Source organism: Qipengyuania sp. (assembly GCF_043423005.1).
Taxonomy (GTDB): domain Bacteria; phylum Pseudomonadota; class Alphaproteobacteria; order Sphingomonadales; family Sphingomonadaceae; genus Qipengyuania.
Map to the genome: position 1 here is coordinate 21,127 of NZ_JBHWMI010000050.1, position 25,903 is coordinate 47,029.

Below are 25,903 nucleotides of genomic sequence, written 5' to 3' on the forward strand. Positions count from 1 at the left end.
TTCAGTCCCGGTCCTGCCCGCTGTTTCCGGCGTCTGCAGGGCTCGTCGCACGCGATTCTGCCGAGCCGGCGGCGGGGGGCAGGAGATTTTCCGGCGCCCCGTCCGGCTTTGGCGCTGCGCCGCCCTCAGGTTCGCTGCCGGTGGGATAGCGGGCCATGATTTCCGCATTGCGGGCGGCCCACTTCTTTTCCATGTCCTCCATTTCGGCTTGGCGGACCATCTCGTCGATGCCCGAGCGGACGTGGTTCGACATGCGCCGCAGCTTGCCGATCCAGCGTCCGGCAGCACGCAAGGCCATCGGCATGTCCTTCGGCCCGATCACGACGATCGCCACGACCGCTATGACCAGCAGTTCGCTCGCGCCGATGTCAAACATGGATCAATCCGGTTGGCGGAGGGCGGAGGTCAACCCTGGCTGTCGCTGCGGGGGGCGGGCTGGGGTTCGACGTGAGTGGCTGCAGCGGAGGTGGCGGCAGTCGGCGTGGCAGCAGCCGATGTGGCGGGCGCGGTCGCGGGCGGTTCGGTCCGCGCGACATCGGGGGCCGGGCCCTCGATCCGCGGCGCCGGCTTGTCCGCCTCGTCCATCCCGTGCTTGAAGCTTTTGATGCCCTTGCCGAATTCGCCCATGATGTCGGCCACCCGGCCGCGCCCGAACAATACCAGCACAATGACGAGCACGATCAGCCAGTGCCAGATCGAAAAGGAACCCATGATCTTCTCCAAGCCGCAGGCAAGCGGCGCAATCCTGTCTTACGAACTCCTATCTAGACGCTCCACCGGGGGATTGCCAGCGTGGTCGGTGTCGTTTGCGTCGCCGGTCAGGGCCTCGAAGGCATCGTCGACCGGGTCGAGCAGTCCGGCAGCGCGCAATTCGGCCAGGCCGGGCAGGTCACGCCGGCTGGCGAGGCCGAAGTGGTCGAGGAACGCAGGCGTCGTCGCATAGATCGTCGGCCTCCCCGGAACCTCGCGCCGCCCCGCAATCCGGACCCAGCCCGCCTCCATCAGCACATCGAGCGTCCCGGGGCTGGTCTGCACCCCCCGGATGGATTCGATCTCTGCCCGGCTGACCGGTTCGTGATAGGCGACGATGGCCAGCACTTCGGTCGCCGCCCGCGACAGCCGGCGGGGCTGTTCGCGCTCTCGGCGCAGCAGGTGCGCCAGATCGCTCGCGGTCTCGAAATGCCAGCGCTTGCCGCGCTCGACCAGATGCACGCCGCGCTCCGCATAGTGCGTTTCCAGTTCGCCGAGCGCTGCGGCCAGTTCGGCTTTGGGCGCATTCCCGAGCACGTCGGCCAAGCCATCGAGCGACAGCGGTTCATGCGCCGCGAACAAGGCCGCCTCGACCGCGCGCACCAGTTCCCCCGGCCGGTGGGTCACGCAATGCGCCGCAGCCGCAAGGGACCGAAGGCATCCTCCTGCGCAAGTTCGGCCCTTCCCAAACGCGCCAGTTCCAGCGCCGCGACGAAGCTCGAGGCGAGTGCTGATCGGCGCAGGCGAGGATCGGCATGAGGGGGCAGAAAATCCCGCAACTCGAGCCATTCCAAATTCACGCCGAGCATGTGCGAAACCCGCTCCAGCGCCGATTCGAGCGTCATGACCGGACGTTCGCGGACCATGTGGACCGCGGGTGCGGTGCGCGCCTTGACCCGCCCGTATGCCTCGATCAGCGCGTATTGATCGGATTGCCACAAGGTCCGCCGGTCAATGTGCAGACCTTCCGGCGCGCCGCGCAGGAACACGTCGCGCCCGATCCGGTCGCCGCCCATCAGCCGCGCCGCCGCCTCGCGCATCGCGCCCAGGCGTTGCAACCGCAATTGGAGGCGCAGGGCCAGTTCCTCGGGTCCCGGATGTTCCTGTACGTCCCTCGGCAGCAGCAGGGCCGATTTGAGATAGGCGAGCCAGGCCGCCATCACCAGGTAATCGGCCGCCAGCTCGAGCTTCAGTGCATCGGCGCGTTCGATATAGTCGAGATATTGCTCGACCAAAGCGAGGATGGAGATTTCGCGAAGATCGACCTTCTGCCGCCGCGCCAGGTCGAGCAGCAGGTCGAGCGGCCCTTCCCACCCGTCGAGTTCGAGATAGAGCGCCCCGTCATCGGCAGAAGGCGCGGCAATACCGCGCCAATCATCCCTATCGTCGTCGAACAGATCGGCAAGGAGGGTGCCTTCGCTCATGCCTCGCTCGATATCGCCAGGCCGAGAAGAGCGTCACGCTTGGCGATGAGTGCGGCGGTCGAGGCGCCGCCATTCGAAGCATTGCCCATGGCTGCATGAACCCGCTCAAGCCGTGCCTGCCCCGCCTCATCCAGGTCCGGGCACCGCGTGGCGATCCCCAGCATGTCATCGAGCCGGGCCCAGCAATTGAGGACCACGTCGCAGCCGGCCGCAAGCGCGCGCTCGGCCCGCTCAGGGATTGTCCCGTCGAGCGCCTGCATGTCGATATCGTCGGTCAGCAGCAGCCCGTCGAATCCGATCCGCCCGCGAACGATGTCTTCGATGACGACCGGCGAGAGGGTTGCCGGTCGCTCGTTGTCCCACGCCTCGAATACGATATGCGCGCTCATGCCCAGGGGGTGCGCGGCCAGCGTCCGGAACGGAGCGATATCGTCTTCGAGTTCCGCTTCGCTGGCATTCACGCGGGGCAGCACCTTGTGCGAATCGCAGGTCGCCCGCCCGTGCCCGGGAATGTGCTTCAGGCATCCCACGACGTCGGCTCGCGCATGGCCTTCGAGTATGGCGCGGCCAAGCGCCGCGACCTGCATCGGCGATCCCCCCAGCGCGCGGTCCCCGATCACATCGTCGGTTTCCGGCCGGCGAACGTCGAGGGGGGCGTGGAAATTCACCGTAATGCCGCAATCCGCCAGTTCGCGCGCCAGCGCCTCGGCATTGACCAGCGCCGCCTCGATCGCAGAGGCGGGGGCAAGATCGTAAAGCTGCGCAAAGGCTTCGCCCGCGGGAAACCGCGGCCATTCGGGGGGCTTCATGCGCGCCACCCGCCCGCCTTCCTGATCGATCGATACGATCAGGCGGTCGCGTCCGTGAAGCGAGCGCAGGTCGTCGGTCAGGCGGCGAAGCTGTTCGCGGGTCTCGCAATTCCGGGCGAAAAGGATGTAGCCGGCCGGATCGGCATCACGAAAGAACGTCCGCTCGTCATCCGACAGGACCGGGCCGGCGATACCGAAGATGGCAGGCGTCATCCGCCCGGAATCGCAGGTTCGCGTCGCCGTTGCAAGCCAACCGCCCGCCGAGCTTGTGGATCGCCGCGCTGCCTACTTGATGAAGCAGGCCAGCCCATCGGCCTTGAGCGCATCGCACAAACGCCGGGCCGAAGCGCGATCACCGGCCAGCGCCTGCAGACGGTAGACCCGGCCGATATCGACCCGAGCCTCGACAACCCGGTGACGCACCCCGGCGAGCGCCTCTGTCTGGCGCGTCAGTCGTTGCCAGGCATCCTCGGCCGCAGCCCGATCGGGGAAAGCGCCGACCTGTACCGCGGTGCCACTGGCCGCAGGCGCCGGCGCAGGAGCCGCCTCGCTTGCTGTAGCAACAGGTTGTGCTGGCGCCGCCTCGGCCCTTTCCGAAGTCCGCTGGGCGGGAGTGGCGGGGGGTTCAGCATCGGCAATGTCCGTGGCGATGGCAGGCGCCGGCGCACGTTCGGCAAGCCGCCCTTCGCGAACCTGCCCCTCACCCACGGCAAAGCTTGTGTCGCCAGTTCCGGCAAAGGTCTTGCCGCCCTTTTCGGCGGGGCGGGTCTTGTATGGCTCTTCGGGCGCCGCGATGATGCTGCCATCGGCCGGCGGTTCGCCCGCGGTGCGCCCCGAAAGCCACCAGATCGCACCGACGAGTGCTACCAGCACGGCAAGAGCAACCAGCCCCATGGTCACCAGCCGTCCCGTGGGAAGGCCCGGCTCGTAATCGCGGTCGTCGTCCGTTTCGAGCCAGGGGAGCCGTTCGGTCCCGATCAGATCGGGATCGCCGCGGCTGTCCCAATCGCTGTCGTCGGCATAGGGGCTGCGCGCCATCCTTACATCTCCTCCACCGCTTCGACACCGAGGATGCCGAGACCGTTGCGGATCACCTGCGCCACCTGAGCGACCGCGAACAAGCGTGCGCTGGTCAACTCGGGGTCGCCCTCCTGGATGATCCGCTTTGCCGGATCGTCATTACCGGCATTCCAGAAACTGTGAAAGGCCGCGGCGAGATCGCCGAGGAAGAAGGCGATGCGGTGCGGCTCGCGCGCCTTGGCGGCGGCATCGACCACCCGCGGGAACTGCGCGGCTTCGCGAACCAGATGCAGCTCGTCCGCTCCAAGACGATCGAGATGGTCGGCCGATGGTTCGACGCCGGCCTTGCGCATGGTCGAACTGATCCGGGCATGGGCATACTGGAGATAGAATACCGGATTGTCGCGGCTGGCCTCGACCACCTTGGCGAAGTCGAACTCCATCTGCGCTTCGGGCTTGCGGGTCAGCATGGTGAAGCGGACGACGTCCTTGCCTACCTCCTCGACGACCTCGGCAAGGGTCACGAATGTGCCCGAACGCTTGGACATCTTCACCGGCTCGCCATTGCGCAGCAGGTTGACCATCTGCACCAGCTTGACATCGAACGGGATCGGGCTGCCCTGCCCTTCGGACAGCGCGGCGACCGCGGCCTTGATCCGCTTGACCGTGCCCGAATGGTCCGCGCCCCAGATGTCGATCAGCGCATCGGCGCCTTCCGCCTTCTGCATATGATAGGCCAGATCGGCGCCGAAATAGGTCCAGCTGCCATCGGATTTGCGGATCGGGCGGTCCTGATCGTCGCCGAACCGGGTGGAACGAAACAGCGGCAGCTCGACCGGCTCCCAGTCTTCGGGCGGGGCCTTGCCCTTGGGCGCTTCGAGGACGCCATCATACACGAAGCCATGCTCGCGCAGCCATGCCTCGGCCGCCTCGGGCTTGCCCGCAGCCTGCAATTCGGCCTCGGATGCGAAAACGTCATGCTCGATCCCCAAGAGGGCGAGGTCGGCGCGGATCATCTCCATCATCGCCGAAACCGACCGCGCCCGGAACTCGGGAAGCCATTCGCTATCGGGCGCATGGGCGAATCGATCGCCGAACTCATTGGCCAGCGCCTGCCCCACGGGCACCAGATAATCACCGGGATAGAGCCCCGCCGGAATGTCTCTGATACTTTGCCCCAGCGCCTCGCGATACCGCAGATGGACCGAGCGGGCGAGGACATCGACCTGTCCGCCTGCATCGTTGACGTAATATTCGCGCGTCACCTCGTGGCCGACGAACTCCAGCAGGGCGGCAAGCGCATCGCCCACCACCGCCCCGCGGCAGTGGCCCATGTGCATCGGTCCGGTCGGGTTGGCCGAGACGTATTCGATGTTGACCCGCTGGCCCCGGCCCGCCTGCGACCGGCCATAACCGGCGCCCAGCGCGGCGATGGCGCGCAATTCCCGCTGCCAGACGTGATCCGCAAGCCGAAGATTGATGAAGCCCGGCCCGGCGATCGTCGCCTCGGTCACGTCGGGGCGGTGTTCGAGATGGGCGACGATCCGTTCCGCCAGCGCACGCGGATTGGTCTTGGCCTGCTTGGCGAGGACCATCGCGGCGTTGGTCGCGAGGTCGCCATGCGCGGGATCGCGCGGCGGTTCGATCGTCACAGCCGTGCGGTCAGAGCCCGGCGGCAGGTCGCCTTCCAGCTCCAGGGCATCGAGAACAGCGTCGATCGTCGCGGCAAAGCCGGCGTAGAGGGTCTGGGTGTCGTCGGACATGCGCGCGCGCCTAGACGACTGACGCGAAAGCGCAAGTAACCGCGCGCCGCGCGCGGCGGCGTCCGCGTGTCAGCGCGTGGCGTTGTAGCGCAGCTGCTCTTCGCTCAGCTGGAACCCCACCAGAAGCTCGAAGGTCGCGCGCTGGATCGCCGCACGGACTTCGGGATCGGCCAGCGGGTCGAGCGCGGCATCGGCGTCACCGGCCTTGCGCTCACGGGTGATCTTGCGGCGAATGTCTTCGGGCAATGTCGCATCGGCACGGTTGACGAACGCCCCTGCCTTCGCGCTCGCCCGGGCCCGCTCCTGTCCGTCCGCAAAGGTCAATCGGACCGTTCCGACGCGCTTGGTCACTACGGCGCTGCCGCCGCGCAGGACGGTCGAGAAATACGGCAGTTCCACCGTTCGCGCGCCAGAAGTGTTCTGCCGCCGTGCGACCACGTCGAATGTCGCCTCGCTATAGACCCGCTCGCCGCTTTCGTTGCAGGTCGAACGCAGGTTGGTGATCGCCGCCGTCAGATCGAGGTCGGCAAAAGTGCGCGAAGTGGGCGAGGTAAACAGCGTGATGTCGCCGGTATAATCGGGAATGCCTACCGCGGGGCAGGCAGTGCGCACCGCCGTGATGCCGACACCCTGATCCACCACCAGTTCACCTGCGGTGTTGCACCCGGCAAGCGCGAGCCCCAATCCGAGGGCGGTCATCAGGCGAAAGCGCATGGTCATGGCGGCGGCAATCCTTGAAAGTTCGTCTGCATGCTCCGCCGGGGAGCGCGCGTGCCCTAGCTTGGCGCGCGGCAAAGCGCTAGGGGGAGGCATATGAACGCCCCCTTTCGCACCGACCTGCCCGAAGATGATGCGCGCCCCCCGCTCGAAGTGCTGATTGCCGCCCCGCGCGGCTTCTGCGCCGGTGTCGACCGCGCGATCGAGATCGTCGAGCGCGCGATCCAGAAATACGGGGCACCGGTCTATGTCCGCCATGAGATCGTGCATAACAAGTACGTCGTCGAAGAATTGCGGCAGAAAGGTGCGATCTTCGTCGAGGAGCTGGACGAGGTGCCGAGCGATGCGCCGGTCGTCTTCAGTGCCCACGGCGTTCCCAAGACCGTCCCCGCCGAAGCGCAGCGCCGGGCGATGACCTATCTCGATGCGACCTGCCCGCTGGTCAGCAAGGTCCATCGCCAGGCCGAACGCCAGATCGAGAAGGATCGTCATATCCTTTTCATCGGGCACGAAGGCCACCCGGAGGTCATCGGCACGATGGGGCAGGTGCCCCCCGATCGCATTACCCTGGTGGAGACTCTGGAAGATGTCGAACGTCTGCCGTTCACTGCCGCGGACGATCTGGCCTATCTTTCGCAGACCACGCTTTCGGTGGACGATACCCGCGCGATCGTCGAGGCGCTGGAGGCGCGGTATCCGCAGATCGTCGGGCCCAAGGCCGAAGACATCTGCTATGCCACCAGCAATCGCCAGGCGGCAGTGCGCGAGATTGCTTCGGGTGCCGATCTGGTGCTGGTCATCGGGGCGCCCAATTCGTCGAACTCCGTCCGACTGGTCGAAGTCGCCGAAAGGATGGGCGCATCCGCGCGGCTGATCCAGCGCGCTTCCGAAATCGACCCGGCATGGCTCGACGGGATCGGCACGCTCGGGCTCACGGCGGGTGCATCCGCGCCCGAGGCGCTCGTGCGCGAGGTGATCGCCTGCCTTTCGCAATGGCGCCGGATCGAGGAACGCACGATCACGACCGCGGAAGAAAGCATCGTTTTCAAGCTGCCTCGCCAACTGCTCGAGTAGGGTGGCGGTCTATACCGATCTTGCCGCGCACGAGCTGGGCGCGATCGTCGATGGCTGGGATGTGGGCAGGCTGGTTTCAGCCAAGGGTATCGCCGAGGGTATTTCCAACAGCAACTGGCTGATCGAGACTGCCGGATCGCCCCGCTCGGCACGGTTCGTCCTGACGATGTACGAACGGCGGATCGACCGTGGGGACCTGCCTTTTTTCCTCGGCTTGCTCGATCATCTCGCCGCGGCAGGACTACCGGTACCACGGCCCCTTCACGATCCTGCGGGGGCCCCCTTCCGGATGGTGGGCGACAAGGCGGTGGCCCTGATCGAATATCGTTCGGGCATCTCGCCAGCCTGGCCCACCCCCCGCCAAGCCCATGCCGCCGGCGCGGTCCTGGCACGGATCCATCTGGCCGGGGCAAGCTACCACGCCGCGCGGGGCAATGCCCTCAGTCCGCCCGCCTGCGCCGCGATGCTCGCCGCAATCGGGCCGGCGCGGTTGCGTGCGATCGACCCCGCCCTTCCCGCATTCACCAGCAAGGCGGCCGATCTTGCCGAACGCTGGCCCCAGAACCTGCCGGTTTCAGTCATTCATGCAGACCTTTTTCCCGACAACGTCCTCATGGTGGGCGACAGTGTGACCGGGGTGATCGACTTCTATTTCGCATGCACCGACCAGATGGCATACGATCTTGCCGTCACCCATTCCGCGTGGGCTTTCGACCGCCGGACCGGCGCCTATCGCGAGGATATCGGGCGGGCGCTGATCGAAGGCTATGGCAGCGTGCGCGACCTCTTGCCCGCCGAACGATCGGCCCTGCCGCTGCTGGCCCAAGGCGCGTGCCTGCGTTTCGTCGCCAGCCGGGTAGAGGACTGGTTCGAGCAGGCCGGAAGCCATGAAATCCTGCGCAAGGACCCGCTGGACTATGCGAGACGCTGGCAATTCTACGAAAGCCAAGGCAACGCGATCTTCGCATGAAGAATGTCGAGATATTCACTGATGGCGCCTGCAAGGGCAATCCCGGCCCCGGCGGTTGGGGCGTCCTGCTGCGCATGGGTCCGCACGAGAAGGAACTATCGGGTAGCGCGCCGGAAACGACCAACAACCGGATGGAACTGACCGCCGCGATTCGCGGGTTGGGTGCGTTGATCGAACCCTGCCGCGTCGATCTCTATACCGACAGCCGCTATCTGATCGACGGGATAACGAAATGGGTCGACGGCTGGAAACGGCGTGGCTGGGTCAACGCGAGCAAGAAGCCGGTGCGCAATGCTGAACTGTGGCATGAACTGATCGAGGCTTGCGCCCGCCACGAGATTACCTGGCATTGGGTCCGCGGACATTCGGGCCACCCCGAGAACGACCGGGTCGACAAACTGGCCAGCGATGCTGCCGAATCGATCGCCGGAATGCGCGTCTAGCGAAACCTGGCCGGGCTGTAGAGCGCCGGATCGAGCCGCGCGGTCATCGCATCCGGGCCGCGCCCAAGCAGGACTTGAGCGGCGAGCCGGGCGGCTGCCGGCGAAGTCTGGATGCCGTATCCGCCCTGCCCTGCGAACCATGCAAATCCTTCGGTCGCGGGATCGGGGCCATACACCGGCAGCCGGTCGGGAGCGAAGCTGCGGAGGCCCGCCCAACGGCGCTCGACGCCCGCGATTCCCCAGTCGACTACGGTTTCCAGGCGCGCAATCGCCTGTGCCACGGCGAGCTCCTCGGGCGCCGCATCGCAGGGCTGGCTGGGGGTCTCGTCGTGCGGGCTCAACCACAATCGTCCCGCCTCGGGCTTGAAGTAGAACCGCCCGCCAATGTCGAGCGCCAGGGGCAGATCGGCAGGCGGCGGCTGCGCAAGCCGCAATTGGACGACCGTGCGGCGCAAGGGCGCGATGCCCAGAGGCTGTGCACCGGCAAGACCAGCCAGCTCGTCGGCCCAGGCGCCCGCCGCATTGACAAGCGTGGATGCAGCGAAGCGTGTCTCCTGGGCGTTAAGGGTCCAGCCGCCCGACCGTCGCTTTGCCTGCGTCACGCGCGCGCGGCATACCAGCCTCGCCCCGGCCTTGGCAGCCCGGGCAAGGTAATGCTGATGCAGCGCGGCAACGTCGATATCGGCGCAGCCCGGCTCCCAGATCGCCGCGCTCCATTGGGGTCGCAGCCCCGGCAACCGTGCGCCGAGCGCACTGCGGCCAAGCCGTTCGAACGCTGCTCCGGTCGGTCCGAAGCGCTCTTCGAAAGCATCGAGGAGGCCCGTATCCTCCTCGCGCCCGATGTAGAGAGCGCCGCGCGGGGTCAGGAACCCGCCGTCGCGCAGATAATCGCCCGAGGCGAGCGTCAGCGGAACGATTTGGGGCCCGCCATAGCACTCTTCCCAGAATGCCGCGGAACGGCCGGTGGCATGATAGCCCGGCATGTCTTCCGCTTCGAGGATCAGGACCCGCGCCCCGCCTTCCGCGAGTTCGGCACCCAAGCTGGCCCCGGCGATACCGGCGCCAACGATCGCGAAATCATGGACGGTCATGGGTGCGGCGCGGCCCGGTCCAAAAATTCGGCAATCCCGGCCATGGCCTGATCGCGCACGGCATCGACCTCGCGCAGGATTTCATGCCGCACCTCGCTACCGAAAGCGATCAATTCGGCCTTGGGCAATCGCGAGGCTGCCCGTTCCACCGCGTCATGCCGCACCAGCCGGTCATGCGTGGTCGACAGCAGCAGCACGGGGATCGTGACCTGCTCCATCGCGCCCGGGCGTTCGATCCGGCGGATCGAGGCATAGGCCTGCGCGACCCAGCCCCAGCTGCCCGGCCCCATGGCGACCTCCGGACGGTGATTGCGCCACCATAGCTCGTCCTCGTAGCGGTCGGCATCGTGGGTCAGAAGGGAGGAACGCCGCAAGGGCACCTCGCCCGGCTTCTCGCTACCCTGCCAGGCCGGTCGCCGCGGGTTGCCGACGATGCCCATCATCCGGGCGACGACATGCAGCATTGGCAACGGCAGGTCCGGCCCCGCCATGCGCAGCATCGGTGCCACCAGTACGAGCGCAGCGGGATCGACCGCGCGCTCGATCACGGCACGAAGGGCTATATGCCCGCCCATCGAATGGCCGATAATGACGTGCGGACCCGGCGTCGCGCTTCGCCAGTCGCGCCAGAATGCGCCGAGATCGGCGACCCAGTGGGCGAAATCGTCGACATGGCCGGTGAATGGATCGTCTCCGAGACGGCCGGACCCGCCCTGGCCTCGCCAGTCCGCGGCGGTCACCCGCCAGCCGGCGCGATGCCATTGCTCGAGGGTCTCGAGATACTTTTCGTAGAAATCGCCGCGTCCGGGAAGGAACAGAATTGCGCCCCGCGGCGCTGCGCCCGCCCCCGGCCAATCGATTCGCCGGATCGCGTGCCCGTCGGCCGCGCGCCAGCGGCCTTCCGTGGCGGCGGGGGGAATAACGCGCCGATCGAGCGGCGGCTGCACAAGGCTTGCAGCGGCGGCAGGGGTCAGCGGATCGATTGGAGCCTCCTGCCTGCGCCGCCCGAGGGCGAGGTTACTCTTTGGTAAGCATATTTGCCTACCATGGTTCCCAAGGGGGCCTCGCGGCGACGTCATGAACCAACAGATACTTACCTACGTCCTGCTCGGCGCATTGGCAATCGCGCTGGTCGTCGCTGCGGCGACCGATCTGAAGAGCCGCACGATCAGCAACCGGCTCAATCTGGTCATCGCCCTCGGCGCGCCGCTGTTCTGGTGGGCGAACGGGATATCGCCGTTGCCGGGCATCGCATTGCAGCTTGCCGTCGCGGCAGTCACCTTCGGGGTCTGCTGCCTGTTCTTCGCGCTGCGCCAGATGGGCGGCGGGGATGTCAAGCTGCTGACCGCGCTGGCCTTGTGGATGCCGCCGGCCAATTTCCTCAGCCTCGTCGTCATCACCGCCATGCTCGGCTGGGTGCTGACCCTGGTGATGGGCGCATGGGCGGTCGCGCATTCGCGTGCTGCCGGCACGCGGCCGCTGCGCGATACCGGCTGGCTGATCGCCTTCACGCTGGTGGCCGCGAATTTTGCGAGCGCAGTTCTGGGCGGACCTCGCCTGACCCTGCCGCCCGCGCTGCTCGACCAGGCAAGCGGAGGGGGCATGGCAATGCTGATAATCGCGCTGCTGCCGGTCATGCTGCTGGCAGCCGTAACGCTCGCCTCGATCCGGATCATCCGCCGCCACGGTCAGCAGATGCGGGTACCGTACGGCGTCGCGATCTCGATGGCGGGCCTTTCGATCATCGTCGGCAGCACGGTTCTTCCGGCCGCCGGGGCATGACTTCAAAAGCAACAACGCGATCTTAACCAATCGCTCGATAGAAGAGCGAAACCATAGCAACCCGCATGCGAATCCGGCGGGCAAGAAGGGGGCTAGAATAGCCATGGACAGGAAGAAGCTGGTTCTGCTGGTAGGTGCCGCGATCATCGCGATCGGAACCGCCCTGCTTGCCCGGAGCATGTTTGCCGGGGCATCCGCCCCGCAAGCGGCCGCCGCCGCGGTCGAGCCGCAGGGGCCCAAAGTGCTGGTGGCACAGCGCGCGCTCCCCGCAGGAACGATCATCACCGCCGATGCCATCGGGTATCAGCGCTGGCCGAGCGAGCTGGTCAAGGATGCCTACTTCCTCGATGGCGAGGCCGATATCAGCAAGCTGATCGGCACCGTCGTCCGCCACCCGATCACCGCTGGCGAACCGGTAACGCAGGGCTCGCTGGTCAGCCCCGGCGATCGCGGCTTCCTCGCCGCCGCGCTGTCCCCCGGAATGCGTGCCGTCACCGTCCCGGTCGACGCCAAAAGCGGCGTTGCCGGCTTCGTCTTCCCCGGCGACAGGGTCGACATGGTGCTGACCCAGACGGTCAGCGGCAACGACGGGACCGATCTGCGCGCATCGGAAACGATCATTCGCAACCTGCGGGTTTTGGCGACCGACCAGTCGACGACGCAGGAAACGGTCGACGGCGTCACCCAGGTCAAGGAAGTCAGCACCGTCACGCTCGAGGCGACGCCGACGATCGTCGAGAAGATCGCCGTGGCCCAGACCATCGGCACGCTGAGCCTGACGCTGCGTTCGATTGCCGACAGCCAGGGCGAACTGGAACGCGCCATCGCTGCGGGCAATGTCCGGATCCCCGACGGCGCCTCGCCGCAGGAGGAAGAGCGCCTGCTGAAGGAAGCGATGGCCCGGCCCGATGACAGCCGCGGAAGCTTCGTGACCGGCGGCGACGTCTCGCGCTTCCAGCGCAGCTCGATGCCAGCCCAGGGCAGTCGGGCCGAAGCCGCGCCCGCGGCCCAGCCGGCACCGGCGGCAGCTGCACCCCGGGGGGACAGTGCCCCGGTACGCCGCGGCCCGAGCGTCCGGGTGACCCGCGGCAAGGCAACCGAAGACGTATCGGTCGGCTCGGCGGGTATCTCCGCCTCGGCCTCCTCGATGGTCTCCAGCCAGGCGGCGGGGGCTGGGCGCGCGGCCCGGGCCGTCGGCTCGATCTACTGAACAAGACAAACAATTGGACGCCATCAGGGGGCAATTGCCATGAACCGTCGCATTCACACCAAACTGCTGCTCGCCAGCCTGGCCCTGGCGCCGCTGGTCACGGTGGGCACCGCGCCCGTCGCAGCCCAGTCGGTCGTCAGCCCGAAGCAGGACATCGTCCTGTCGATCGGTCGCGGCGAACTGGTCAACGTGCCCGGCACGATGGCGGATGTCTTCATCGCCAATGACGAGATTGCCGACGTCCAGATCAAGTCGCAGCGCCAGCTGTACCTGTTCGGCAAGGCCGGGGGCGAGACCACCGTCTATGCCAGCAACGCGCAGGGTGACATCATCTGGTCGGCCAATGTCCGGGTCGGCTCGAATATCGGCAGCATCGACCAGATGCTCGGCCTTGCCATGCCCGAGGCCAAGATCAACGTGGCCACGATGGGGACTAACACGGTCCTCCTCACCGGCACGGTCGCCGCGCCTGAGGATGCCGCCGAGGCCCAGGCACTGGTCGAGGCCTTCGTCGGCGAATCGACCAATGTCATCAGCCGCCTCAGGATGGCGACGCCGCTGCAGGTCAATCTGCAGGTGCGCATCGCCGAGGTGAGCCGCAGTGTGGTCCGCTCGCTGGGCGTCAATCTCGCGTCGATCGACAGCACAAGCGGCTTCAAGTTCGGGATCGGCCAGGGCCGCAGTCCGGTTACGTTCAACCCGGGTCGCTCGCTCGGCGTCGGGGCGGGCGATACGGTCGACCGTTTCCTGAACCCGATCACGGGCGAAATCGAGGAAGTCCCCGCAAGCAGTATCGCCGGCGGCGGCCTCGGCTCGACCCTGGGTTTCGCCGGACAGTTGCTCGGCCTCGATATCGCCGGTGCGCTCGATCTTGCGGAAACCCATGGCCTCGTCACCACCCTGGCCCAGCCCAACCTCACCGCATTGTCGGGCGAGACGGCGGAATTCCTGGCCGGTGGCGAGTTCCCGATCCCGGTCAGCCAGGGTCTGGGCACCACGACCATCGAGTACAAGAACTACGGGATCGGCCTTGCCTATTCGCCGACCGTCCTTTCGAACGGTCGCATCTCGATCCGGGTCCGCCCCGAGGTATCGGAACTGTCGACCCAGGGCGCCGTCACGCTCAACGGTTTCCAGGTTCCTGCCCTTGTCACCCGCCGGGCGGAAACGACGGTCGAACTGGGCTCGGGACAGAGCTTCATGATCGCCGGTCTCCTGTCCAACAATGCACAGAACCAGATCGAGAAGGCACCCGGCCTCGGCAATATCCCGATCCTTGGCAATCTGTTCCGCTCGACCAACTGGCGGCGCGGCGAAACCGAGCTGGTCATCGTGGTGACGCCGTATCTGGTGAAGCCGGTCAACGACCGCGACATCCGCCTGCCGACCGACGGCTATCTCAAGCCCACGGAAGGCCAGCGGATCCTCGGCTACAACGAATCCGACGGTGTCTCGGGCGCCGAGCGACCCGGTCCGACGGTGGCGACCACCACCACGACCACACCGGCGGTGCCGCAGGCGGACGCCCGCCGCGAAGGCGAGACCGCCTCTGCCAAGCCCGGCTTCAGCTTCGAATAAGGAGGGGATGCAAATGCGCATGACCATCAAACGCGTGGCCACCGCCTCGCTTGCCGCAACCATCGCCCTCGCCGTGGGCGGATGCAGTAACATGAACATGGAAAACCGCTCGCTTTACAGCGTCAAGCAGCCGGTCGTCCAACGGGCCAACCACACCTTCGACGTCGCCGCCGATGCCGAAGGGCTTCCGCTCGAGGAGCAGCAGCGGCTGGTCGGATGGTTCGAAAGCATGGACCTGCGCTATGGCGACCGGGTCGCGATCGAGACTGGCGGCTATGGCAACACCGCACTGCGCGAAGACGTCGAGGCGCTGGCCGGCCGGTATGGCATCCTGGTCAGCGATGGCGCGCCGGTAACCGAGGGCTACGTTGCCCCCGGCCAGATCCGCATCGTCCTCACCCGTTCGACTGCATCAGTGCCCGCTTGCCCCGACTGGTCGCATACCGCCGAGGCGAACGAGTACAACTCGACCAACCCCAATTTCGGTTGTGCGGTGAACAGCAATCTGGCGGCCATGATCGCCAATCCCGAAGACCTTGTCGAAGGGCAACGGGGCACCGGCGAGACGACCGTCACCACCTCGACCAAAGCGATCAAGGCCTATCGCGACAGCGAACCCACCGGCGCCGGCGGCCTGGCCGAAGTCGGCACCGAAGGAGGCAGTTAAGTCATGAGCGCATCCCTCAAAACCACCATGCCCGGCAACCGCGATCCGTTCGCCGCCTACATCTGTGATGAAACCGCGCTCGACGTCTTGCGCCCGGTGGTCATCGAACTCGGCTGGCAGCCGGAGAAGTGCAACAAGGGCGGGCTGCGCAATGCGGTCCAGTCGCTGTCGGTTTCGGCCAGTCCGAACATCCTGATGGTCGACCTGTCCGAAAGCGGCGATCCGCTGAACGACATCAACGCTCTTGCCGAGGTCTGCGAACCGGGCACGGTCGTGATCGCGATCGGTCAGGTCAACGACGTGCGCCTCTATCGCGATCTCCTCGCAAGCGGGATCCACGACTATCTGCTGAAGCCGCTCTCGGCATCGGTACTGCGCGATTCGCTCAACCAGGCGCAGGCCGTGTTCATGGCGCCCCGGGCCGGCGATACCGAAACCCAACGCCACCATGTCTCGACCGCAGTGGTCGGCATGCGCGGGGGCGTCGGCGCATCCACGCTGGCGACGTCGCTTGCCTGGATCTTCAGCGCGAACAAGAAGCTGCCCACTGCGCTTCTCGACCTCGACGTCCATTTCGGCACCGGGGCGCTGACTCTCGATCTGGAACCCGGGCGCGGGCTGATCGATGCGATCGACAACCCGAGCCGGATCGATGGCCTGTTCATCGAACGGGCGATGATCCGCGCGAACGACAATTTGGCGATCCTTTCGGCCGAAGCGCCGATGAACACGCCCCTGATGACCGATGGCGCGGCTTTCCTGCAATTGCAGGAAGAGTTCCGTCACGCTTTCGAGATGACGGTGGTTGACCTGCCGCGCAACATGCTGATCAACTTCCCGCACCTGCTGAACGAGGTCAACGTCGTCACCCTGGTGACTGAAATGACTCTCGCTTCGGCCCGGGACACGATCCGCGCGCTGTCGTGGCTGAAGGCCAACGCGGCCCATGCGACCCCGCTGGTGGTGGCCAACAAGGTCCAGCCCGGCGCAGCGGAAATCAGCAAGGCCGATTTCGAAGCGTCGATCGAACGGGCGATCGACATCACGATCCCCTACGATCTGAAGGCTGCCTCGAACGCTGCCAAGCTTGGCCAGACCTTTGTCGCGGCCAATGCCGGAAGCAAGGCGACAGCCGGGATCCAGCAGCTCGCAACCCGCGTCATCGGGGCCGGCGCCGAAGATGCGGAAGCGCCGGAAGGTCAGGGCGCTGACAAGAAGTCGCTGCTCGGCACGTTCGACTTCAAGTCGTTGCTGGCCAAGAAGGACAAGGCACCGGCAACCGCGCCAGCCCAGTAAGCTGCGGGCGGGGGGCGGATTTGCGCCGCCCCGCTCCTCGCACCCCATCCCGACACACCCGAGGGAGATTCTCGATGCCCATACTCCAGATGCTGCTGTTCGTCGGCGGGCTGCTTGCGCTCGGTGCGATCGGCTACATCATGCTGGGCGGGGGCAGGGCCGGAAAGGCCAGCCAGCGGCGTTTGCAGCAGGTGCGCTATCGTCATTCGGAAAGCACGGATGCAAAGGTCGAATCGCAGCTGAAGAAGGCGATCGCCGCGCGCAAGCCCAAGATGCAGGTGACTGCGGGATCGGGCTCGAGGGTGGAAGCGCTGGCCATCCGGCTGGACCGTTCGGGCAAGGGCTGGACACTTGGCCAATATGGGTACGGCTCGCTCGGCATCGCGCTGGTCATTTCCGTGCTGCTGTTCCTGAAGACCGGTTCGCTTGCCCTGTCCTTGGCGGTCGGCATCTTCGCCGGTGCGGGCATCCCGCATTTCCTTGTTGGAAGGGCGATCAAGAAGCGCACCAACCAGTTCAACACCCGGTTCCCCGATGCGATCGAACTGCTCGTCCGCGGATTGCGCTCCGGCTTGCCGGTCACCGAAACGCTGGGCGTGGTGGCGCAGGAAATTCCCGGCCCCGTCGGCCAGGAATTCAAGATGATCGTCGAACGGATCAAGATCGGCCGGACGATGGAAGAGGCGCTGCAGGTGACTGCCGACCGGCTCGGCATTCCGGAATTCAACTTCTTCTGCATCACGCTGGCGATCCAGCGGGAAACCGGCGGCAACCTGGCCGAGACGCTTTCCAACCTCGCCGACGTGCTGCGCAAGCGCGCCCAGATGAAGCTCAAGATCAAGGCCATGAGTTCGGAATCGAAAGCCTCGGCCTACATCGTCGGCGCACTGCCGTTCATCGTCTTTGTCCTCATCTGGTGGATCAACCCGGCCTATGTCGGCGGCTTTTTCGAGGACGACCGGCTGATCGTCATCGGACTTGGCGGGCTGGTGTGGATGAGTATCGGCGGCTTCATCATGGCCAAGATGGTCAGCTTCGAAATCTGAGCGGGACGGAAGGATAAACATCATGCAACCAGCCGGCCCTACCCTCCTCGGTTTCGACGTCATCCTGATCGGTTCGATCCTGGCCGGGATCGCCGCCCTCGCGATGGTGATCGCGATCTATTCGGCGGTCACCATCCGCGATCCGATGGCCAAGCGGGTCAAGGCACTCGAAGGGCGGCGCGAGCAGCTCAAGATGGGCCTCGTCACCTCGACGGCGAAGAAGCGCCAGAGCCTCGTCCGCAAGAACGATACGGCGGACAAGGTTCGCACGACGCTCGGCAACATGAAGGTGTTGCAGGACAGCCAGCTCGAGATGATGCAGCAGAAGCTCGCCTGGGCCGGTCATCGCAACAAGGAGATCGCGGTCATCCTGCTCGGCGTCAGGATGGCGGCACCGATCGTCCTCGGCCTCGTCGCGTTCGTCCTGCTCTATGTCGTCGAGATCTATCCCGAGTGGCAGATGAAGCGGGTCATGGCGCTCGCGGCAGCCATGTTCATCGGCTACAAGGGCCCCGAAATCGCGCTGAAGAACAAGGCCAGCAAGCGCACCGACGCGATCCGCAAGGGTTTGCCCGACGCGCTCGACCTGCTGGTCATCTGCGCCGAAGCCGGGCTCACGGTGGACGCGGCGTTCAACCGCGTCGCCAAGGAACTGGGCCGGGCCTATCCGGAACTGGGCGACGAGTTCGCGCTGACCGCGATCGAACTGTCCTTCCTGAGCGAGCGCAAGAAGGCGTTCGACAACCTCGCCTACCGCGTCAACCTCGAGGCGGTGAAGGGTGTGGTGACCACCATGGTCCAGACCGAGCGTTACGGTACGCCGCTGGCTTCCGCGCTGCGCGTGCTCTCGGCCGAATTCCGCAACGAGCGGATGATGCGCGCCGAGGAGAAGGCGGCCCGCCTGCCTGCCATCATGACGGTGCCGCTGATCCTGTTCATCCTTCCGGTGCTGTTCATCGTCATTCTCGGCCCGGCGGCATGTTCGATCTCGGATGCCTTCAGCGGGGGCGTGGGAAGCTAGCGCTCTCCCGGCCCCACGCGGTGGACACCCAAGCCTGGCGCGGCCTCAATGGTCGGCCAGGCTTTCCGCATCGAGCTCTCCGGCGTTGGCCCGCACCCGGGCGAGCAGTTCGCGCATCGTCTCGCGCTCCTGCGCGGAAAGGACCGAGAACAGCTCTTCCTCGATCTTCATCGCCAGCGGCATGATCCGGGCATGGACCGCCCGGCCCGCATCGGTCAGCGCCAGCAGGTGCGAGCGCCCGTCCCTCTCGTTCGGGGCCCGCGCGATCAGCCCCCGCGCCTCGAGCGCGCTGCACGCACGGTTGACCGGCACCTTGTCCATCAGTGTCGCCCGGGCAAGCTCGCGCTGGGTCAACGCGCCACTGTCCCCCAGAACCGCCATGATCCGCCATTCGGTGGTCTTGATCGCGAACCGCTTGCGATACTGCTCGGCGATCCGGGCCGACACGGCATTGGACGCGACCGACAGCTGATAGGGCAGAAAATTCGCCAGGGGTTCGATAGGTGCGCCGCTCGCCATGCGCCCGCCTTTAGCCGCGTCGCGAGCGCGTGCAAGACCGCCGCCCCGCCTAGCGATAGCCGGGCTCGTCCCACCAGGGATAGAAATCGGGCATGTCCCCGCTCACGGTGTCGGGATAGGCCGGCGGCCGCTTCTCGAGGAAGCTGGCGATGCCTTCGCGCGCGTCGGCACCGCGGCTGAGACGGTAGATCGCCTTGCTGTCGATCCGGTGGGCCATCATCGGATGCTCGGTTGCCGACAGGCGCCACAGCATCGCCCGGGTCATCGAGACCGACACAGCCGAGGTGTTGTCGGCGATTTCGCGGGCGATCCCCCGCGCCGCGTCCATCAGCTCGCCCTGCGGATGAAGCGAGCGGACGAGCCCGCGTTCCTTCGCCTCGGCGGCGTCGAAGATCCGCCCCGTCATGCACCATTCGAGCGCGGTCTGCATTCCCACCAGCCGCGGCAGAAACCAGCTCGAGGCGGCTTCGGGCACGATCCCGCGGCGGGCGAAGACGAAGCCGAAGCGCGCATTGTCGCTCGCAAGCCGTATGTCGAAGGGCAATTGCATCGTTGCCCCCACCCCCACCGCGACGCCGTTGCACGCCCCGATCAGCGGCTTCTTCGAGTTGAACAGCCGCAGCGTCAGCCGCCCGCCGCCATCGCGCACCCGTTCGTCGGCCAGGTCATCGACCTGCTCGGGATCGGAGAACACATGGCCCCCGTCCTCGGGCGTCAGGTCCGCGCCCGCGCAGAACGCCCGCTCGCCCCGCCCGGTGACGATCACGGCCCGCACCGCGTCATCGGCATCGGTTACGTCGAGCGCGTCGATCATCTCGGCCATCATCTGCCTCGTGAAGGCGTTCATCTTGTCCGGCCGGTCGAGCGTCAGGGTGGCGATCCCGTCGGCAATGTCGAGCGCGATCTGGGTGTATGGGGTCATGCGATGGCCTTCCGGTGCTGTTGTCGCGATGGGCACGTGTCACACTTGTCACACAGTCCAGGCCAAGAAAAGCGGGCGCGGCGCACCCACGGCGCCCGCCCGCCTCGAGACGTGCAAAGCGTGGCGCGAAAGCTGGCGGTTCGGCGGCGGAACATCGCCCGATCTGAACGCCGTCGGGGCCGAGTAGGAAAGTGCGGCGTGCGGCAATCCGTCACGGCGTCATGAAGCCCCTCTCGCGGGGTTCGCGGCCCCGATTTGGTGTTTGGGGATAGCTGTGCTACAAGCCGCTCGCTGACGTCGAAAAATGCGACGGACTTCGAGTTTTGACGACCGCCGCTTGCCTGACGGCCCCGGCGTAAACCAGACGACGATGCCCTTTCATCGAACGATTTGATGCACGACCGTTCCGCATGTCGCGGCGCGGCAACCCCTCGCGTTCTCGAAAGGAACCATCATGAGCAAGACCGGAACCGTGAAATTCTTCAATGCCGACAAGGGCTATGGCTTCATTCAGCCCGATGACGGGTCGGAAGACAGCTTCGTCCACATCACCGCCGTGCAGGCGGCCGGCATGCAGACGCTCGATAAGGAGCAGCGGCTGAACTACGAAATCGAGACGGGCCGCAACGGCAAGGCCAGCGCCGTCAACCTCTCGGCCGCCTGATCGACCGGACAGACCCCGTCGGCGCGCCCAACCGCCGTGGCCGCCGACGGGATCCCTTTTGAGGCGGCGGACGCCAGGGGTGACCATGAGCCAGACGTTCGAATTCTACGATGCCCGGGCGCGCGAAGCGGCGCAGGAGGCACAGGACGCCGTTCTCGACAACGTCAGGGACCGCAATCTGCGCGCCGAAAAGACCTGGCGCAGCCTCGCCGATCAGGCACACAAGATCAGGTCAGAACGCGAAAAGGCCGAAAGCCTGCGTCTGGCGGCGAAATCCCAGCAGGACGACCCGGCCTGAAGCCTTCGCCCGGTTCGCTCACCCTTCATCTTTTTAACGGTAACAACCGATGCCCGCACCCATGACGGGCGCGGGCATGACAGGTTCGATTATCGCGGCGCCATGCGGATCGCGCCGTCGAGGCGCACGTCCTCGCCGTTGAAATAGCCCGTTTCGATCATGCACAGAGCGAGCTTGGCGTATTCTTCCGGATTGCCGAGGCGTTGGGGGAACGGCACGCTGGCGGCCAGCGCCTCCTTCACCTGGGGCGGCGCAGCATTCATCAGCGGCGTGTTGAAGATGCCCGGCAGGATGGTGTTCACCCGGATGCCTTCGCGCATCAGGTCGCGCGCGATCGGCAGCGTCATGCCGACCACCCCGCCCTTCGACGCCGAATAGGCCGCCTGGCCCATCTGTCCGTCTTCCGCCGCGACGCTGGCGGTGTTGACGATCGCGCCGCGATCGCCGTCCTCGCTCAGCGGATCGAGCGTCATCATCCCCGCGGCCGATTTGGCGATGCAGCGGAAGGTGCCGATCAGGTTGACCTGGATCACGAACTCGAAGGCCTGAAGCGGGAAATGCTTGATCTCGCCCGACTGCTTGTCGCGGCTGGCGGTCTTGATGGCATTGCCGATCCCCGCGCAATTGACGAGGATGCGTTCCTGTCCATGCGCCTCGCGCGCGCGGGCGAAACCGGCGTCGACATCGTCCTCGCTGGTCACGTTGACCTTGCAGAAGATGCCGCCCAGCTCCTGCGCCAGAGCGGTGCCCTTTTCCTCGTTCATGTCGAACAGGGCCACCTTCGCCCCCTTCGCGGCCAGCGCGCGGGCGGTGGCGGCGCCGAGGCCCGATGCGCCGCCGGTGATGACGGCCGGAGTCTTGCTGCTGATTTCCATTGCTCTCTCCTGATTGGTTCGCCGCGACCCATCGACCTGTGGCCTGTGTCGTACGCGGCGAACATGATTGCGATACCGGGCCGCCGCTCCAGACGGCCACGGCGGGAATGATCGTCCGGTCTGGTTAGGGGCCGGTCAAAGCGCCTCGACGATGGTGACGTTGGCAACGCCGCCGCCCTCGCACATCGTCTGCAGGCCATAGCGCTTGCCCCGGGCGCGCAGCGCGTGAACCAGCGTCGCCATCAGCTTGGTTCCGCTGGCACCCAGCGGATGGCCCAGCGCGATTGCCCCGCCATTGACGTTGAGCTTGTCGGGGTCAGCCCCGGTATGCTTCAGCCAGGCGAGCGGCACGGGGGCGAACGCCTCGTTGACCTCGTAGAGGTCGATGTCCTCGATCCGCATTCCGGCGCGTTGCAGCGCCCGGTCGGTGGCGAACAGCGGCTCCTCCAGCATGATTACCGGATCGCCCGCGGTGACCGTCAGGTTGTGGATCCGGGCGAGCGGGGTGAGCCCATGCTCCTTGAGGGCGCGTTCCGACACGACCAGCACCGCGCTCGACCCGTCGCAGATCTGGCTACTGGTGGCGGCGGTGATCCGGCCCTCGGGGCTCAACAGCTTGACGCCTGCGATCCCGTCGAGCGTCGCATCGAAGCGGATGCCCTCGTCCACCGTATGCTGCTGCGCACCCTCCAGGGTCTCAATTTCGATCGGCACGATCTCGTCGGCAAAGGCGCCCGCCTCGGTCGCGGCGGCTGCCCGGCGATGGCTTTCGAGGGCGAACCGGTCGAGCTGATCCTTGGAAAAGTCGTGCTTGCGCGCAATCGCCTCGGCTCCGGCGAATTGCGACCACTGGATACCCGGATAGCGCTCCTCGAGGCCGGGCGACTTGTAGTGCCCGAGGCCCTCCTTCATGTGGAACATGGCGGTGGAGCCCATCGGGACGCGGCTCATGCTTTCGACGCCGGCGGCGATGACCACGTCCTGCGTCCCGCTCATCACTGCCTGCGCGGCGAACTGGATCGCCTGCTGCGAGGAACCGCACTGCCGGTCGATCGTGACGGCGGGGACCTTTTCGCCAAGGTGGCGCGCGGCGAGGACGGCGTTGCGGCCGACCTGCATCGCCTGCTCGCCCCCCTGACTGACGCAGCCCATGATGACATCCTCGACCGCATCGGCAGCCAGCCCGCTGCGCGCCATCACCGCATCGAGCGATTGCGCCGCCAGATCCACCGGATGGACGCCGGCCAGCCGCCCCCCGCGCTTGCCGCCGGCGGTCCGCACGGCTTCGACGATATAGGCTTCGGGCATGACATTTCCCTTTGCATTTTGAGTTGCAACCGAACGCGTATGGAGGCGCATCCTGTGCGTCAAGAGGGCTGGCCCGGCCACTCGCCTTGCGTGATAAAGGGTGCCGGCTGTATGGCATCGGACGTGACGCTAAAGACGATCTTCGCCCTCAATCCCGCGCTCGATCGGGCTGCGCTCCACTTGGCTTTCGCGCAGGCCGGGCTCCTTCAGGTGCGCGACGTCCTGACGTCTGAAAGCGCGCACGAATTGCGCGCCGCCCTCGCCCGCGGAACGCCGTGGGGCATGGCGGTGCGTGCCGGGGATGGCGCCGGCTCGCCCCCGCGAAGCTTTTCCGCAGAGGCGCTGCGCGATCCTGCCACCGCGCGCGAACTGAACGATGCCGCGCAGGCCGCGGCGCGCGCCAGCGCGCGCGGCGACTACGGATTTCGCTACAGCCATTGCTCGATGGTCGAGGCGGTGAGGCAGGGCGGCAGCGGCGGCGGGCTGCACGAGATAATCCTCGAGCATATCAACTCCGAGGTGTTCCTCGGCTTTGTCCGCGAGATAACCGGATTTACCGATCTCAGTCGCGCCGATGGCAATGCGACCCTGTTCGGCCCCAACCACTACCTCGGCCGGCATAGCGACAGCCATGTCGCGGAGGGCTGGCGGGTGGCCTATGTCCTCAATCTGCCACCGGACGACTGGCACCCCGACTGGGGCGGATACCTGCAGTTCCTCGACGAGGAGGGCGATATCGTTCGCGGCTATCGCCCGCGTTTCAATTCGCTCAACCTGTTTGCCGTGCCACGGCTGCACAGCGTCAGCTACGTGACCCCCTTCGCACCGCTCGGGCGGATGGCGATTTCGGGCTGGTTTCGAGACTGGTGAGCGAAGGCGCGCGGGTCTGGCGCGACCGGGCGCTCGCGGCGGAGCGGCAGGGCGGTCCCGCCGCTGCGCTCGCCCTGCTGGACGCAGGCTTGCGCGAATTTCCAGCGGTGGCGCCGCTCCACAACAGTGCTGGTTCGCTGGCCTTGCGGTGCGGCCTTGCCGACCGGGCCGCCGCCGCCTTCGCCGCCGCCCGTGCGCTGGCGCCGCAGGAGGCGGAATATGCGATCAATCACGCGATCGCGCTCGAGCGGACGGGGGCCGCGGGGGCAGCACTCGCCGCCCTCGATCAGGTCGCCCAGGGCAAGCGGGATGCGCGCTACTGGTCGGTCGCAGGGTCCTGTGCCCGCTCGGCCGGCGACCTGGCCCGGGCGGCGGCTTGCTATGACCGCGCGCTGGCCCTTGAAAACAACCGCGCGCTGGCCCTCAAGGGGCGGGCCCGGGTCGCCTTGGAACGGGGGGAGGACGACGCCGAAGCGCGCTATCGGGCCGCCATTTCGGTCACTCCCGGTGATCGCGAACTGTGGCTGGGGCGCGCCTATGCGCTCAGCGAGGCAGGCGATCTGCCAGCGGCCCTTTCCATCGCCCAGGCGATCGTCGGGCAGGCGCCCGGCTGGATCGACGGCCTGCGATTGCTGGCCGAATTGCGCCTTGCAAAGGGCGATCCCGATTTCGACAGCCACTTTATCGCAGTCGCCGGCAAGGCCCCGGACGATCCGGCGATCCCGCTCGCCCACCTCGCGCTGCTCGAGAACGTCGAGCGCTTCGCCGCGGCGCATGACGTCGCGGCGCGCGCCGGCCGCGCCTTCCCCGATCGGCCGGAGTTTCCAGTGCTGGCAGCGGCCATGGCCAGCGCGGCGGGCGAACTTGACGAGGCCAGCCGGCTCTTCGCCGCCTTGCCGGCCGCGGGCGCCAGACCCACGATCGAGCGCGCTCGCCATGCACTGCGCCTCGGGGACGGTGCGCAAGCTACGGCACTGCTGACGAGCGTGACAGCCGAGCCGCAAGCCGCCCATGCAGCCTATGCGCTGCTGTCCATCGCCTGGCGGATGACCGGCGATCCGCGGGCCGAGTGGCTTCATGGGCAGGAGGGTCTGGTGGCGTTGCTCCCGCTGCGCGATGCCGAAACGGTCCTGCCCGCGGCGATCGCCCGGCTCAAGGTGTTGCACGATCGCGCGGCATTCCCGCTCGGCCAGTCGCTGCGCGGAGGTACCCAGACCCGGCACCGCCTGTTCGACCGGCACGAACCCGAATTCGCGGCATTGAAGACGGCAATCCTCGCGACGGTGGAGGATTACCGTGCGGGGCTGCCCCCGCGGGACGGTGCGCATCCCTTGTTGAGGCACCGTGAGGCGCCATGGCCCATGGCGGGGTCATGGTCGGTAAGGCTGACGGGCGGGGCGGATTTCCACGCCTCGCACATCCACCCGCAGGGCATTCTTTCTTCCGCGCTCTATCTGCTGCTACCGGACAGGGCCGGGCTCGCTCGAGGGGAAGGCTGGCTCGAACTCGGGCGCCCCCCGGCGGACCTTCGCCTCGACCTTGGGCCGGTGACGAGCCTGCACCCGCGCGAAGGCTATCTCGCGCTGTTTCCGAGCACCCTGTATCATGGAACGACCCCGTTTGCGCAGGGGCGGCGGATGACGGTCGCATTCGATATCGCCGCAGGAACGTAGGCGGCCCGGCGGCACAACCGCCAGCACTTATCCTAATCATAGATGCAGCTGCACACGCGAAGTCAGGCGGCGCAAAAGAAAAGGGCGGCGAACCGAAGTCCGCCGCCCCTTTT

28 protein-coding genes are annotated in these 25,903 nt (G+C 66.7%); 14 read left to right on the top strand and 14 right to left on the bottom strand.

The features are described 5' to 3' along the window. Position 1 precedes the first annotated feature (1 nt). From tatB to ACHFFA_RS08300, 8 genes are all read right to left on the bottom strand, one after another. Positions 2 to 376: a Sec-independent protein translocase protein TatB gene (tatB, locus tag ACHFFA_RS08265; RefSeq protein ID WP_394270372.1), complete on the bottom strand. Its 375-nt coding sequence runs from the start codon at positions 374 to 376 to the stop codon at positions 2 to 4. A gap of 29 nt (positions 377 to 405) precedes the next feature. Continuing rightward, complete coding sequence (locus ACHFFA_RS08270; protein WP_394270373.1) at positions 406 to 711, bottom strand: twin-arginine translocase TatA/TatE family subunit; 306 nt, start codon at positions 709 to 711, stop codon at positions 406 to 408. Positions 712 to 750: 39 nt separating this feature from the next. After that, positions 751 to 1,377, bottom strand: coding sequence for an SMC-Scp complex subunit ScpB (gene scpB / locus ACHFFA_RS08275; protein WP_394270374.1), 627 nt, complete (start codon positions 1,375 to 1,377; stop codon positions 751 to 753). Continuing rightward, on the bottom strand, positions 1,374 to 2,174 hold the full coding sequence (locus ACHFFA_RS08280; protein ID WP_394270375.1) for a segregation and condensation protein A: 801 nt from the start codon (positions 2,172 to 2,174) through the stop codon (positions 1,374 to 1,376). The genes scpB and ACHFFA_RS08280 overlap by 4 nt, the downstream gene beginning before the upstream one ends. Then, complete coding sequence (gene nagZ, locus ACHFFA_RS08285) at positions 2,171 to 3,196, bottom strand: beta-N-acetylhexosaminidase (RefSeq protein ID WP_394270376.1); 1,026 nt, start codon at positions 3,194 to 3,196, stop codon at positions 2,171 to 2,173. Before nagZ ends, ACHFFA_RS08280 begins: the two co-directional genes overlap by 4 nt. 72 nt (positions 3,197 to 3,268) lie before the next feature. Continuing rightward, a complete protein-coding gene (locus ACHFFA_RS08290; RefSeq protein ID WP_394270377.1) occupies positions 3,269 to 4,021 on the bottom strand; it encodes an SPOR domain-containing protein in 753 nt (250 codons plus the stop codon). A 2-nt stretch (positions 4,022 to 4,023) separates the two neighbouring features. Then, positions 4,024 to 5,766: an arginine--tRNA ligase gene (gene argS, locus ACHFFA_RS08295; RefSeq protein ID WP_394270378.1), complete on the bottom strand. Its 1,743-nt coding sequence runs from the start codon at positions 5,764 to 5,766 to the stop codon at positions 4,024 to 4,026. 69 nt (positions 5,767 to 5,835) lie between these two features. Next, the gene (locus ACHFFA_RS08300) at positions 5,836 to 6,486 is read right to left on the bottom strand and encodes a hypothetical protein (protein ID WP_394270379.1); all 651 of its coding nucleotides are present in this window, start codon (positions 6,484 to 6,486) and stop codon (positions 5,836 to 5,838) included. 93 nt (positions 6,487 to 6,579) lie between these two features. On the opposite strand from ACHFFA_RS08300, the gene ispH reads away from it, so the two are divergent. From ispH to rnhA, 3 genes are read left to right on the top strand one after another with little or no spacing between them, the layout of a single operon-like run. Then, a complete protein-coding gene (gene ispH, locus ACHFFA_RS08305; RefSeq protein WP_394270380.1) occupies positions 6,580 to 7,557 on the top strand; it encodes a 4-hydroxy-3-methylbut-2-enyl diphosphate reductase in 978 nt (325 codons plus the stop codon). Between the two features lies 1 nt (position 7,558). Then, the gene (locus tag ACHFFA_RS08310; protein ID WP_394270381.1) at positions 7,559 to 8,527 is read left to right on the top strand and encodes a homoserine kinase; all 969 of its coding nucleotides are present in this window, start codon (positions 7,559 to 7,561) and stop codon (positions 8,525 to 8,527) included. Continuing rightward, the gene (gene rnhA, locus ACHFFA_RS08315) at positions 8,524 to 8,970 is read left to right on the top strand and encodes a ribonuclease HI (RefSeq protein ID WP_394270382.1); all 447 of its coding nucleotides are present in this window, start codon (positions 8,524 to 8,526) and stop codon (positions 8,968 to 8,970) included. The genes ACHFFA_RS08310 and rnhA overlap by 4 nt, the downstream gene beginning before the upstream one ends. Here rnhA and ACHFFA_RS08320 read toward each other — a convergent pair. Both ACHFFA_RS08320 and ACHFFA_RS08325 read right to left on the bottom strand, forming a co-directional pair. Continuing rightward, positions 8,967 to 10,061, bottom strand: a complete 1,095-nt coding sequence (locus ACHFFA_RS08320; RefSeq protein ID WP_394270383.1) for an NAD(P)/FAD-dependent oxidoreductase — start codon at positions 10,059 to 10,061, stop codon at positions 8,967 to 8,969. The two genes, rnhA and ACHFFA_RS08320, sit on opposite strands and share 4 nt — an antisense overlap. After that, positions 10,058 to 11,008: an alpha/beta fold hydrolase gene (locus tag ACHFFA_RS08325; RefSeq protein ID WP_394270384.1), complete on the bottom strand. Its 951-nt coding sequence runs from the start codon at positions 11,006 to 11,008 to the stop codon at positions 10,058 to 10,060. The genes ACHFFA_RS08320 and ACHFFA_RS08325 overlap by 4 nt, the downstream gene beginning before the upstream one ends. Positions 11,009 to 11,138: 130 nt before the next feature. Between ACHFFA_RS08325 and ACHFFA_RS08330 the strand changes: the two genes are divergently transcribed. From ACHFFA_RS08330 to ACHFFA_RS08360, 7 genes are all read left to right on the top strand, one after another. After that, a complete protein-coding gene (locus tag ACHFFA_RS08330; protein WP_394270385.1) occupies positions 11,139 to 11,843 on the top strand; it encodes a prepilin peptidase in 705 nt (234 codons plus the stop codon). A 103-nt stretch (positions 11,844 to 11,946) separates the two neighbouring features. Continuing rightward, the gene (gene cpaB / locus ACHFFA_RS08335; RefSeq protein ID WP_394270386.1) at positions 11,947 to 13,053 is read left to right on the top strand and encodes a Flp pilus assembly protein CpaB; all 1,107 of its coding nucleotides are present in this window, start codon (positions 11,947 to 11,949) and stop codon (positions 13,051 to 13,053) included. Positions 13,054 to 13,092: 39 nt separating this feature from the next. Beyond that, positions 13,093 to 14,631, top strand: a complete 1,539-nt coding sequence (locus tag ACHFFA_RS08340) for a type II and III secretion system protein family protein (RefSeq protein ID WP_394270387.1) — start codon at positions 13,093 to 13,095, stop codon at positions 14,629 to 14,631. A gap of 19 nt (positions 14,632 to 14,650) precedes the next feature. Further along, positions 14,651 to 15,298 carry a CpaD family pilus assembly protein gene (locus ACHFFA_RS08345; RefSeq protein WP_394270388.1) on the top strand — a complete coding sequence of 216 codons (648 nt, stop codon included), beginning with the start codon at positions 14,651 to 14,653 and terminating at the stop codon, positions 15,296 to 15,298. Between the two features lie 3 nt (positions 15,299 to 15,301). Continuing rightward, a complete protein-coding gene (locus tag ACHFFA_RS08350; RefSeq protein ID WP_394270389.1) occupies positions 15,302 to 16,594 on the top strand; it encodes a pilus assembly protein CpaE in 1,293 nt (430 codons plus the stop codon). A 74-nt stretch (positions 16,595 to 16,668) separates the two neighbouring features. After that, a complete protein-coding gene (locus ACHFFA_RS08355; RefSeq protein WP_394270390.1) occupies positions 16,669 to 17,640 on the top strand; it encodes a type II secretion system F family protein in 972 nt (323 codons plus the stop codon). 22 nt (positions 17,641 to 17,662) lie between these two features. Next, positions 17,663 to 18,661 carry a type II secretion system F family protein gene (locus ACHFFA_RS08360; RefSeq protein WP_394270391.1) on the top strand — a complete coding sequence of 333 codons (999 nt, stop codon included), beginning with the start codon at positions 17,663 to 17,665 and terminating at the stop codon, positions 18,659 to 18,661. A 45-nt stretch (positions 18,662 to 18,706) separates the two neighbouring features. Here the strand turns inward: ACHFFA_RS08360 and ACHFFA_RS08365 are convergent, their stop codons facing one another. Then, positions 18,707 to 19,180: a MarR family winged helix-turn-helix transcriptional regulator gene (locus tag ACHFFA_RS08365; protein WP_394270392.1), complete on the bottom strand. Its 474-nt coding sequence runs from the start codon at positions 19,178 to 19,180 to the stop codon at positions 18,707 to 18,709. 49 nt (positions 19,181 to 19,229) lie between these two features. Then, positions 19,230 to 20,102, bottom strand: coding sequence for a crotonase/enoyl-CoA hydratase family protein (locus tag ACHFFA_RS08370; RefSeq protein ID WP_394270393.1), 873 nt, complete (start codon positions 20,100 to 20,102; stop codon positions 19,230 to 19,232). Between the two features lie 454 nt (positions 20,103 to 20,556). Between ACHFFA_RS08370 and ACHFFA_RS08375 the strand changes: the two genes are divergently transcribed. Beyond that, positions 20,557 to 20,766, top strand: coding sequence for a cold-shock protein (locus ACHFFA_RS08375; protein WP_394270394.1), 210 nt, complete (start codon positions 20,557 to 20,559; stop codon positions 20,764 to 20,766). An 85-nt stretch (positions 20,767 to 20,851) separates the two neighbouring features. Further along, positions 20,852 to 21,064, top strand: a complete 213-nt coding sequence (locus tag ACHFFA_RS08380) for a hypothetical protein (protein WP_394270395.1) — start codon at positions 20,852 to 20,854, stop codon at positions 21,062 to 21,064. Between the two features lie 89 nt (positions 21,065 to 21,153). On the opposite strand, the gene ACHFFA_RS08385 is transcribed toward ACHFFA_RS08380, so the two are convergent. Next, positions 21,154 to 21,939: an SDR family NAD(P)-dependent oxidoreductase gene (locus ACHFFA_RS08385; protein ID WP_394270396.1), complete on the bottom strand. Its 786-nt coding sequence runs from the start codon at positions 21,937 to 21,939 to the stop codon at positions 21,154 to 21,156. Between the two features lie 135 nt (positions 21,940 to 22,074). Further along, entirely contained in the window at positions 22,075 to 23,247 is a 1,173-nt protein-coding gene (locus tag ACHFFA_RS08390; protein ID WP_394270397.1) for an acetyl-CoA C-acetyltransferase, read from the bottom strand. A 123-nt stretch (positions 23,248 to 23,370) separates the two neighbouring features. Between ACHFFA_RS08390 and ACHFFA_RS08395 the strand changes: the two genes are divergently transcribed. Both ACHFFA_RS08395 and ACHFFA_RS08400 read left to right on the top strand, forming a co-directional pair. Then, the gene (locus ACHFFA_RS08395) at positions 23,371 to 24,117 is read left to right on the top strand and encodes a 2OG-Fe(II) oxygenase (protein ID WP_394270398.1); all 747 of its coding nucleotides are present in this window, start codon (positions 23,371 to 23,373) and stop codon (positions 24,115 to 24,117) included. Beyond that, positions 24,114 to 25,790 (top strand): putative 2OG-Fe(II) oxygenase, encoded by a 1,677-nt coding sequence (locus ACHFFA_RS08400; protein ID WP_394270399.1) that lies wholly within the window; start codon positions 24,114 to 24,116, stop codon positions 25,788 to 25,790. The genes ACHFFA_RS08395 and ACHFFA_RS08400 overlap by 4 nt, the downstream gene beginning before the upstream one ends. Positions 25,791 to 25,903 lie beyond the last annotated feature (113 nt).

What these genes read in the sequence shown, in the direction of transcription:
- ACHFFA_RS08365 (WP_394270392.1), bottom strand. Translation starts at nt 19,180, where the DNA reads ATGGCGAGCGGCGCACCTATCGAACCCCTGGCGAATTTTCTGCCCTAT.
- ACHFFA_RS08390 (WP_394270397.1), bottom strand. Translation starts at nt 23,247, where the DNA reads ATGCCCGAAGCCTATATCGTCGAAGCCGTGCGGACCGCCGGCGGCAAG.
- ACHFFA_RS08380 (WP_394270395.1), top strand. Translation starts at nt 20,852, where the DNA reads ATGAGCCAGACGTTCGAATTCTACGATGCCCGGGCGCGCGAAGCGGCG.
- ACHFFA_RS08345 (WP_394270388.1), top strand. Translation starts at nt 14,651, where the DNA reads ATGACCATCAAACGCGTGGCCACCGCCTCGCTTGCCGCAACCATCGCC.
- ACHFFA_RS08360 (WP_394270391.1), top strand. Translation starts at nt 17,663, where the DNA reads ATGCAACCAGCCGGCCCTACCCTCCTCGGTTTCGACGTCATCCTGATC.
- ACHFFA_RS08375 (WP_394270394.1), top strand. Translation starts at nt 20,557, where the DNA reads ATGAGCAAGACCGGAACCGTGAAATTCTTCAATGCCGACAAGGGCTAT.
- ACHFFA_RS08370 (WP_394270393.1), bottom strand. Translation starts at nt 20,102, where the DNA reads ATGACCCCATACACCCAGATCGCGCTCGACATTGCCGACGGGATCGCC.
- ACHFFA_RS08355 (WP_394270390.1), top strand. Translation starts at nt 16,669, where the DNA reads ATGCCCATACTCCAGATGCTGCTGTTCGTCGGCGGGCTGCTTGCGCTC.
- cpaB (WP_394270386.1), top strand. Translation starts at nt 11,947, where the DNA reads ATGGACAGGAAGAAGCTGGTTCTGCTGGTAGGTGCCGCGATCATCGCG.
- ACHFFA_RS08280 (WP_394270375.1), bottom strand. Translation starts at nt 2,174, where the DNA reads ATGAGCGAAGGCACCCTCCTTGCCGATCTGTTCGACGACGATAGGGAT.
- rnhA (WP_394270382.1), top strand. Translation starts at nt 8,524, where the DNA reads ATGAAGAATGTCGAGATATTCACTGATGGCGCCTGCAAGGGCAATCCC.
- nagZ (WP_394270376.1), bottom strand. Translation starts at nt 3,196, where the DNA reads ATGACGCCTGCCATCTTCGGTATCGCCGGCCCGGTCCTGTCGGATGAC.
- ACHFFA_RS08385 (WP_394270396.1), bottom strand. Translation starts at nt 21,939, where the DNA reads ATGGAAATCAGCAGCAAGACTCCGGCCGTCATCACCGGCGGCGCATCG.
- argS (WP_394270378.1), bottom strand. Translation starts at nt 5,766, where the DNA reads ATGTCCGACGACACCCAGACCCTCTACGCCGGCTTTGCCGCGACGATC.
- ACHFFA_RS08330 (WP_394270385.1), top strand. Translation starts at nt 11,139, where the DNA reads ATGAACCAACAGATACTTACCTACGTCCTGCTCGGCGCATTGGCAATC.
- ispH (WP_394270380.1), top strand. Translation starts at nt 6,580, where the DNA reads ATGAACGCCCCCTTTCGCACCGACCTGCCCGAAGATGATGCGCGCCCC.
- ACHFFA_RS08290 (WP_394270377.1), bottom strand. Translation starts at nt 4,021, where the DNA reads ATGGCGCGCAGCCCCTATGCCGACGACAGCGATTGGGACAGCCGCGGC.
- ACHFFA_RS08270 (WP_394270373.1), bottom strand. Translation starts at nt 711, where the DNA reads ATGGGTTCCTTTTCGATCTGGCACTGGCTGATCGTGCTCGTCATTGTG.
- ACHFFA_RS08320 (WP_394270383.1), bottom strand. Translation starts at nt 10,061, where the DNA reads ATGACCGTCCATGATTTCGCGATCGTTGGCGCCGGTATCGCCGGGGCC.
- ACHFFA_RS08350 (WP_394270389.1), top strand. Translation starts at nt 15,302, where the DNA reads ATGAGCGCATCCCTCAAAACCACCATGCCCGGCAACCGCGATCCGTTC.
- tatB (WP_394270372.1), bottom strand. Translation starts at nt 376, where the DNA reads ATGTTTGACATCGGCGCGAGCGAACTGCTGGTCATAGCGGTCGTGGCG.
- ACHFFA_RS08340 (WP_394270387.1), top strand. Translation starts at nt 13,093, where the DNA reads ATGAACCGTCGCATTCACACCAAACTGCTGCTCGCCAGCCTGGCCCTG.
- ACHFFA_RS08300 (WP_394270379.1), bottom strand. Translation starts at nt 6,486, where the DNA reads ATGACCATGCGCTTTCGCCTGATGACCGCCCTCGGATTGGGGCTCGCG.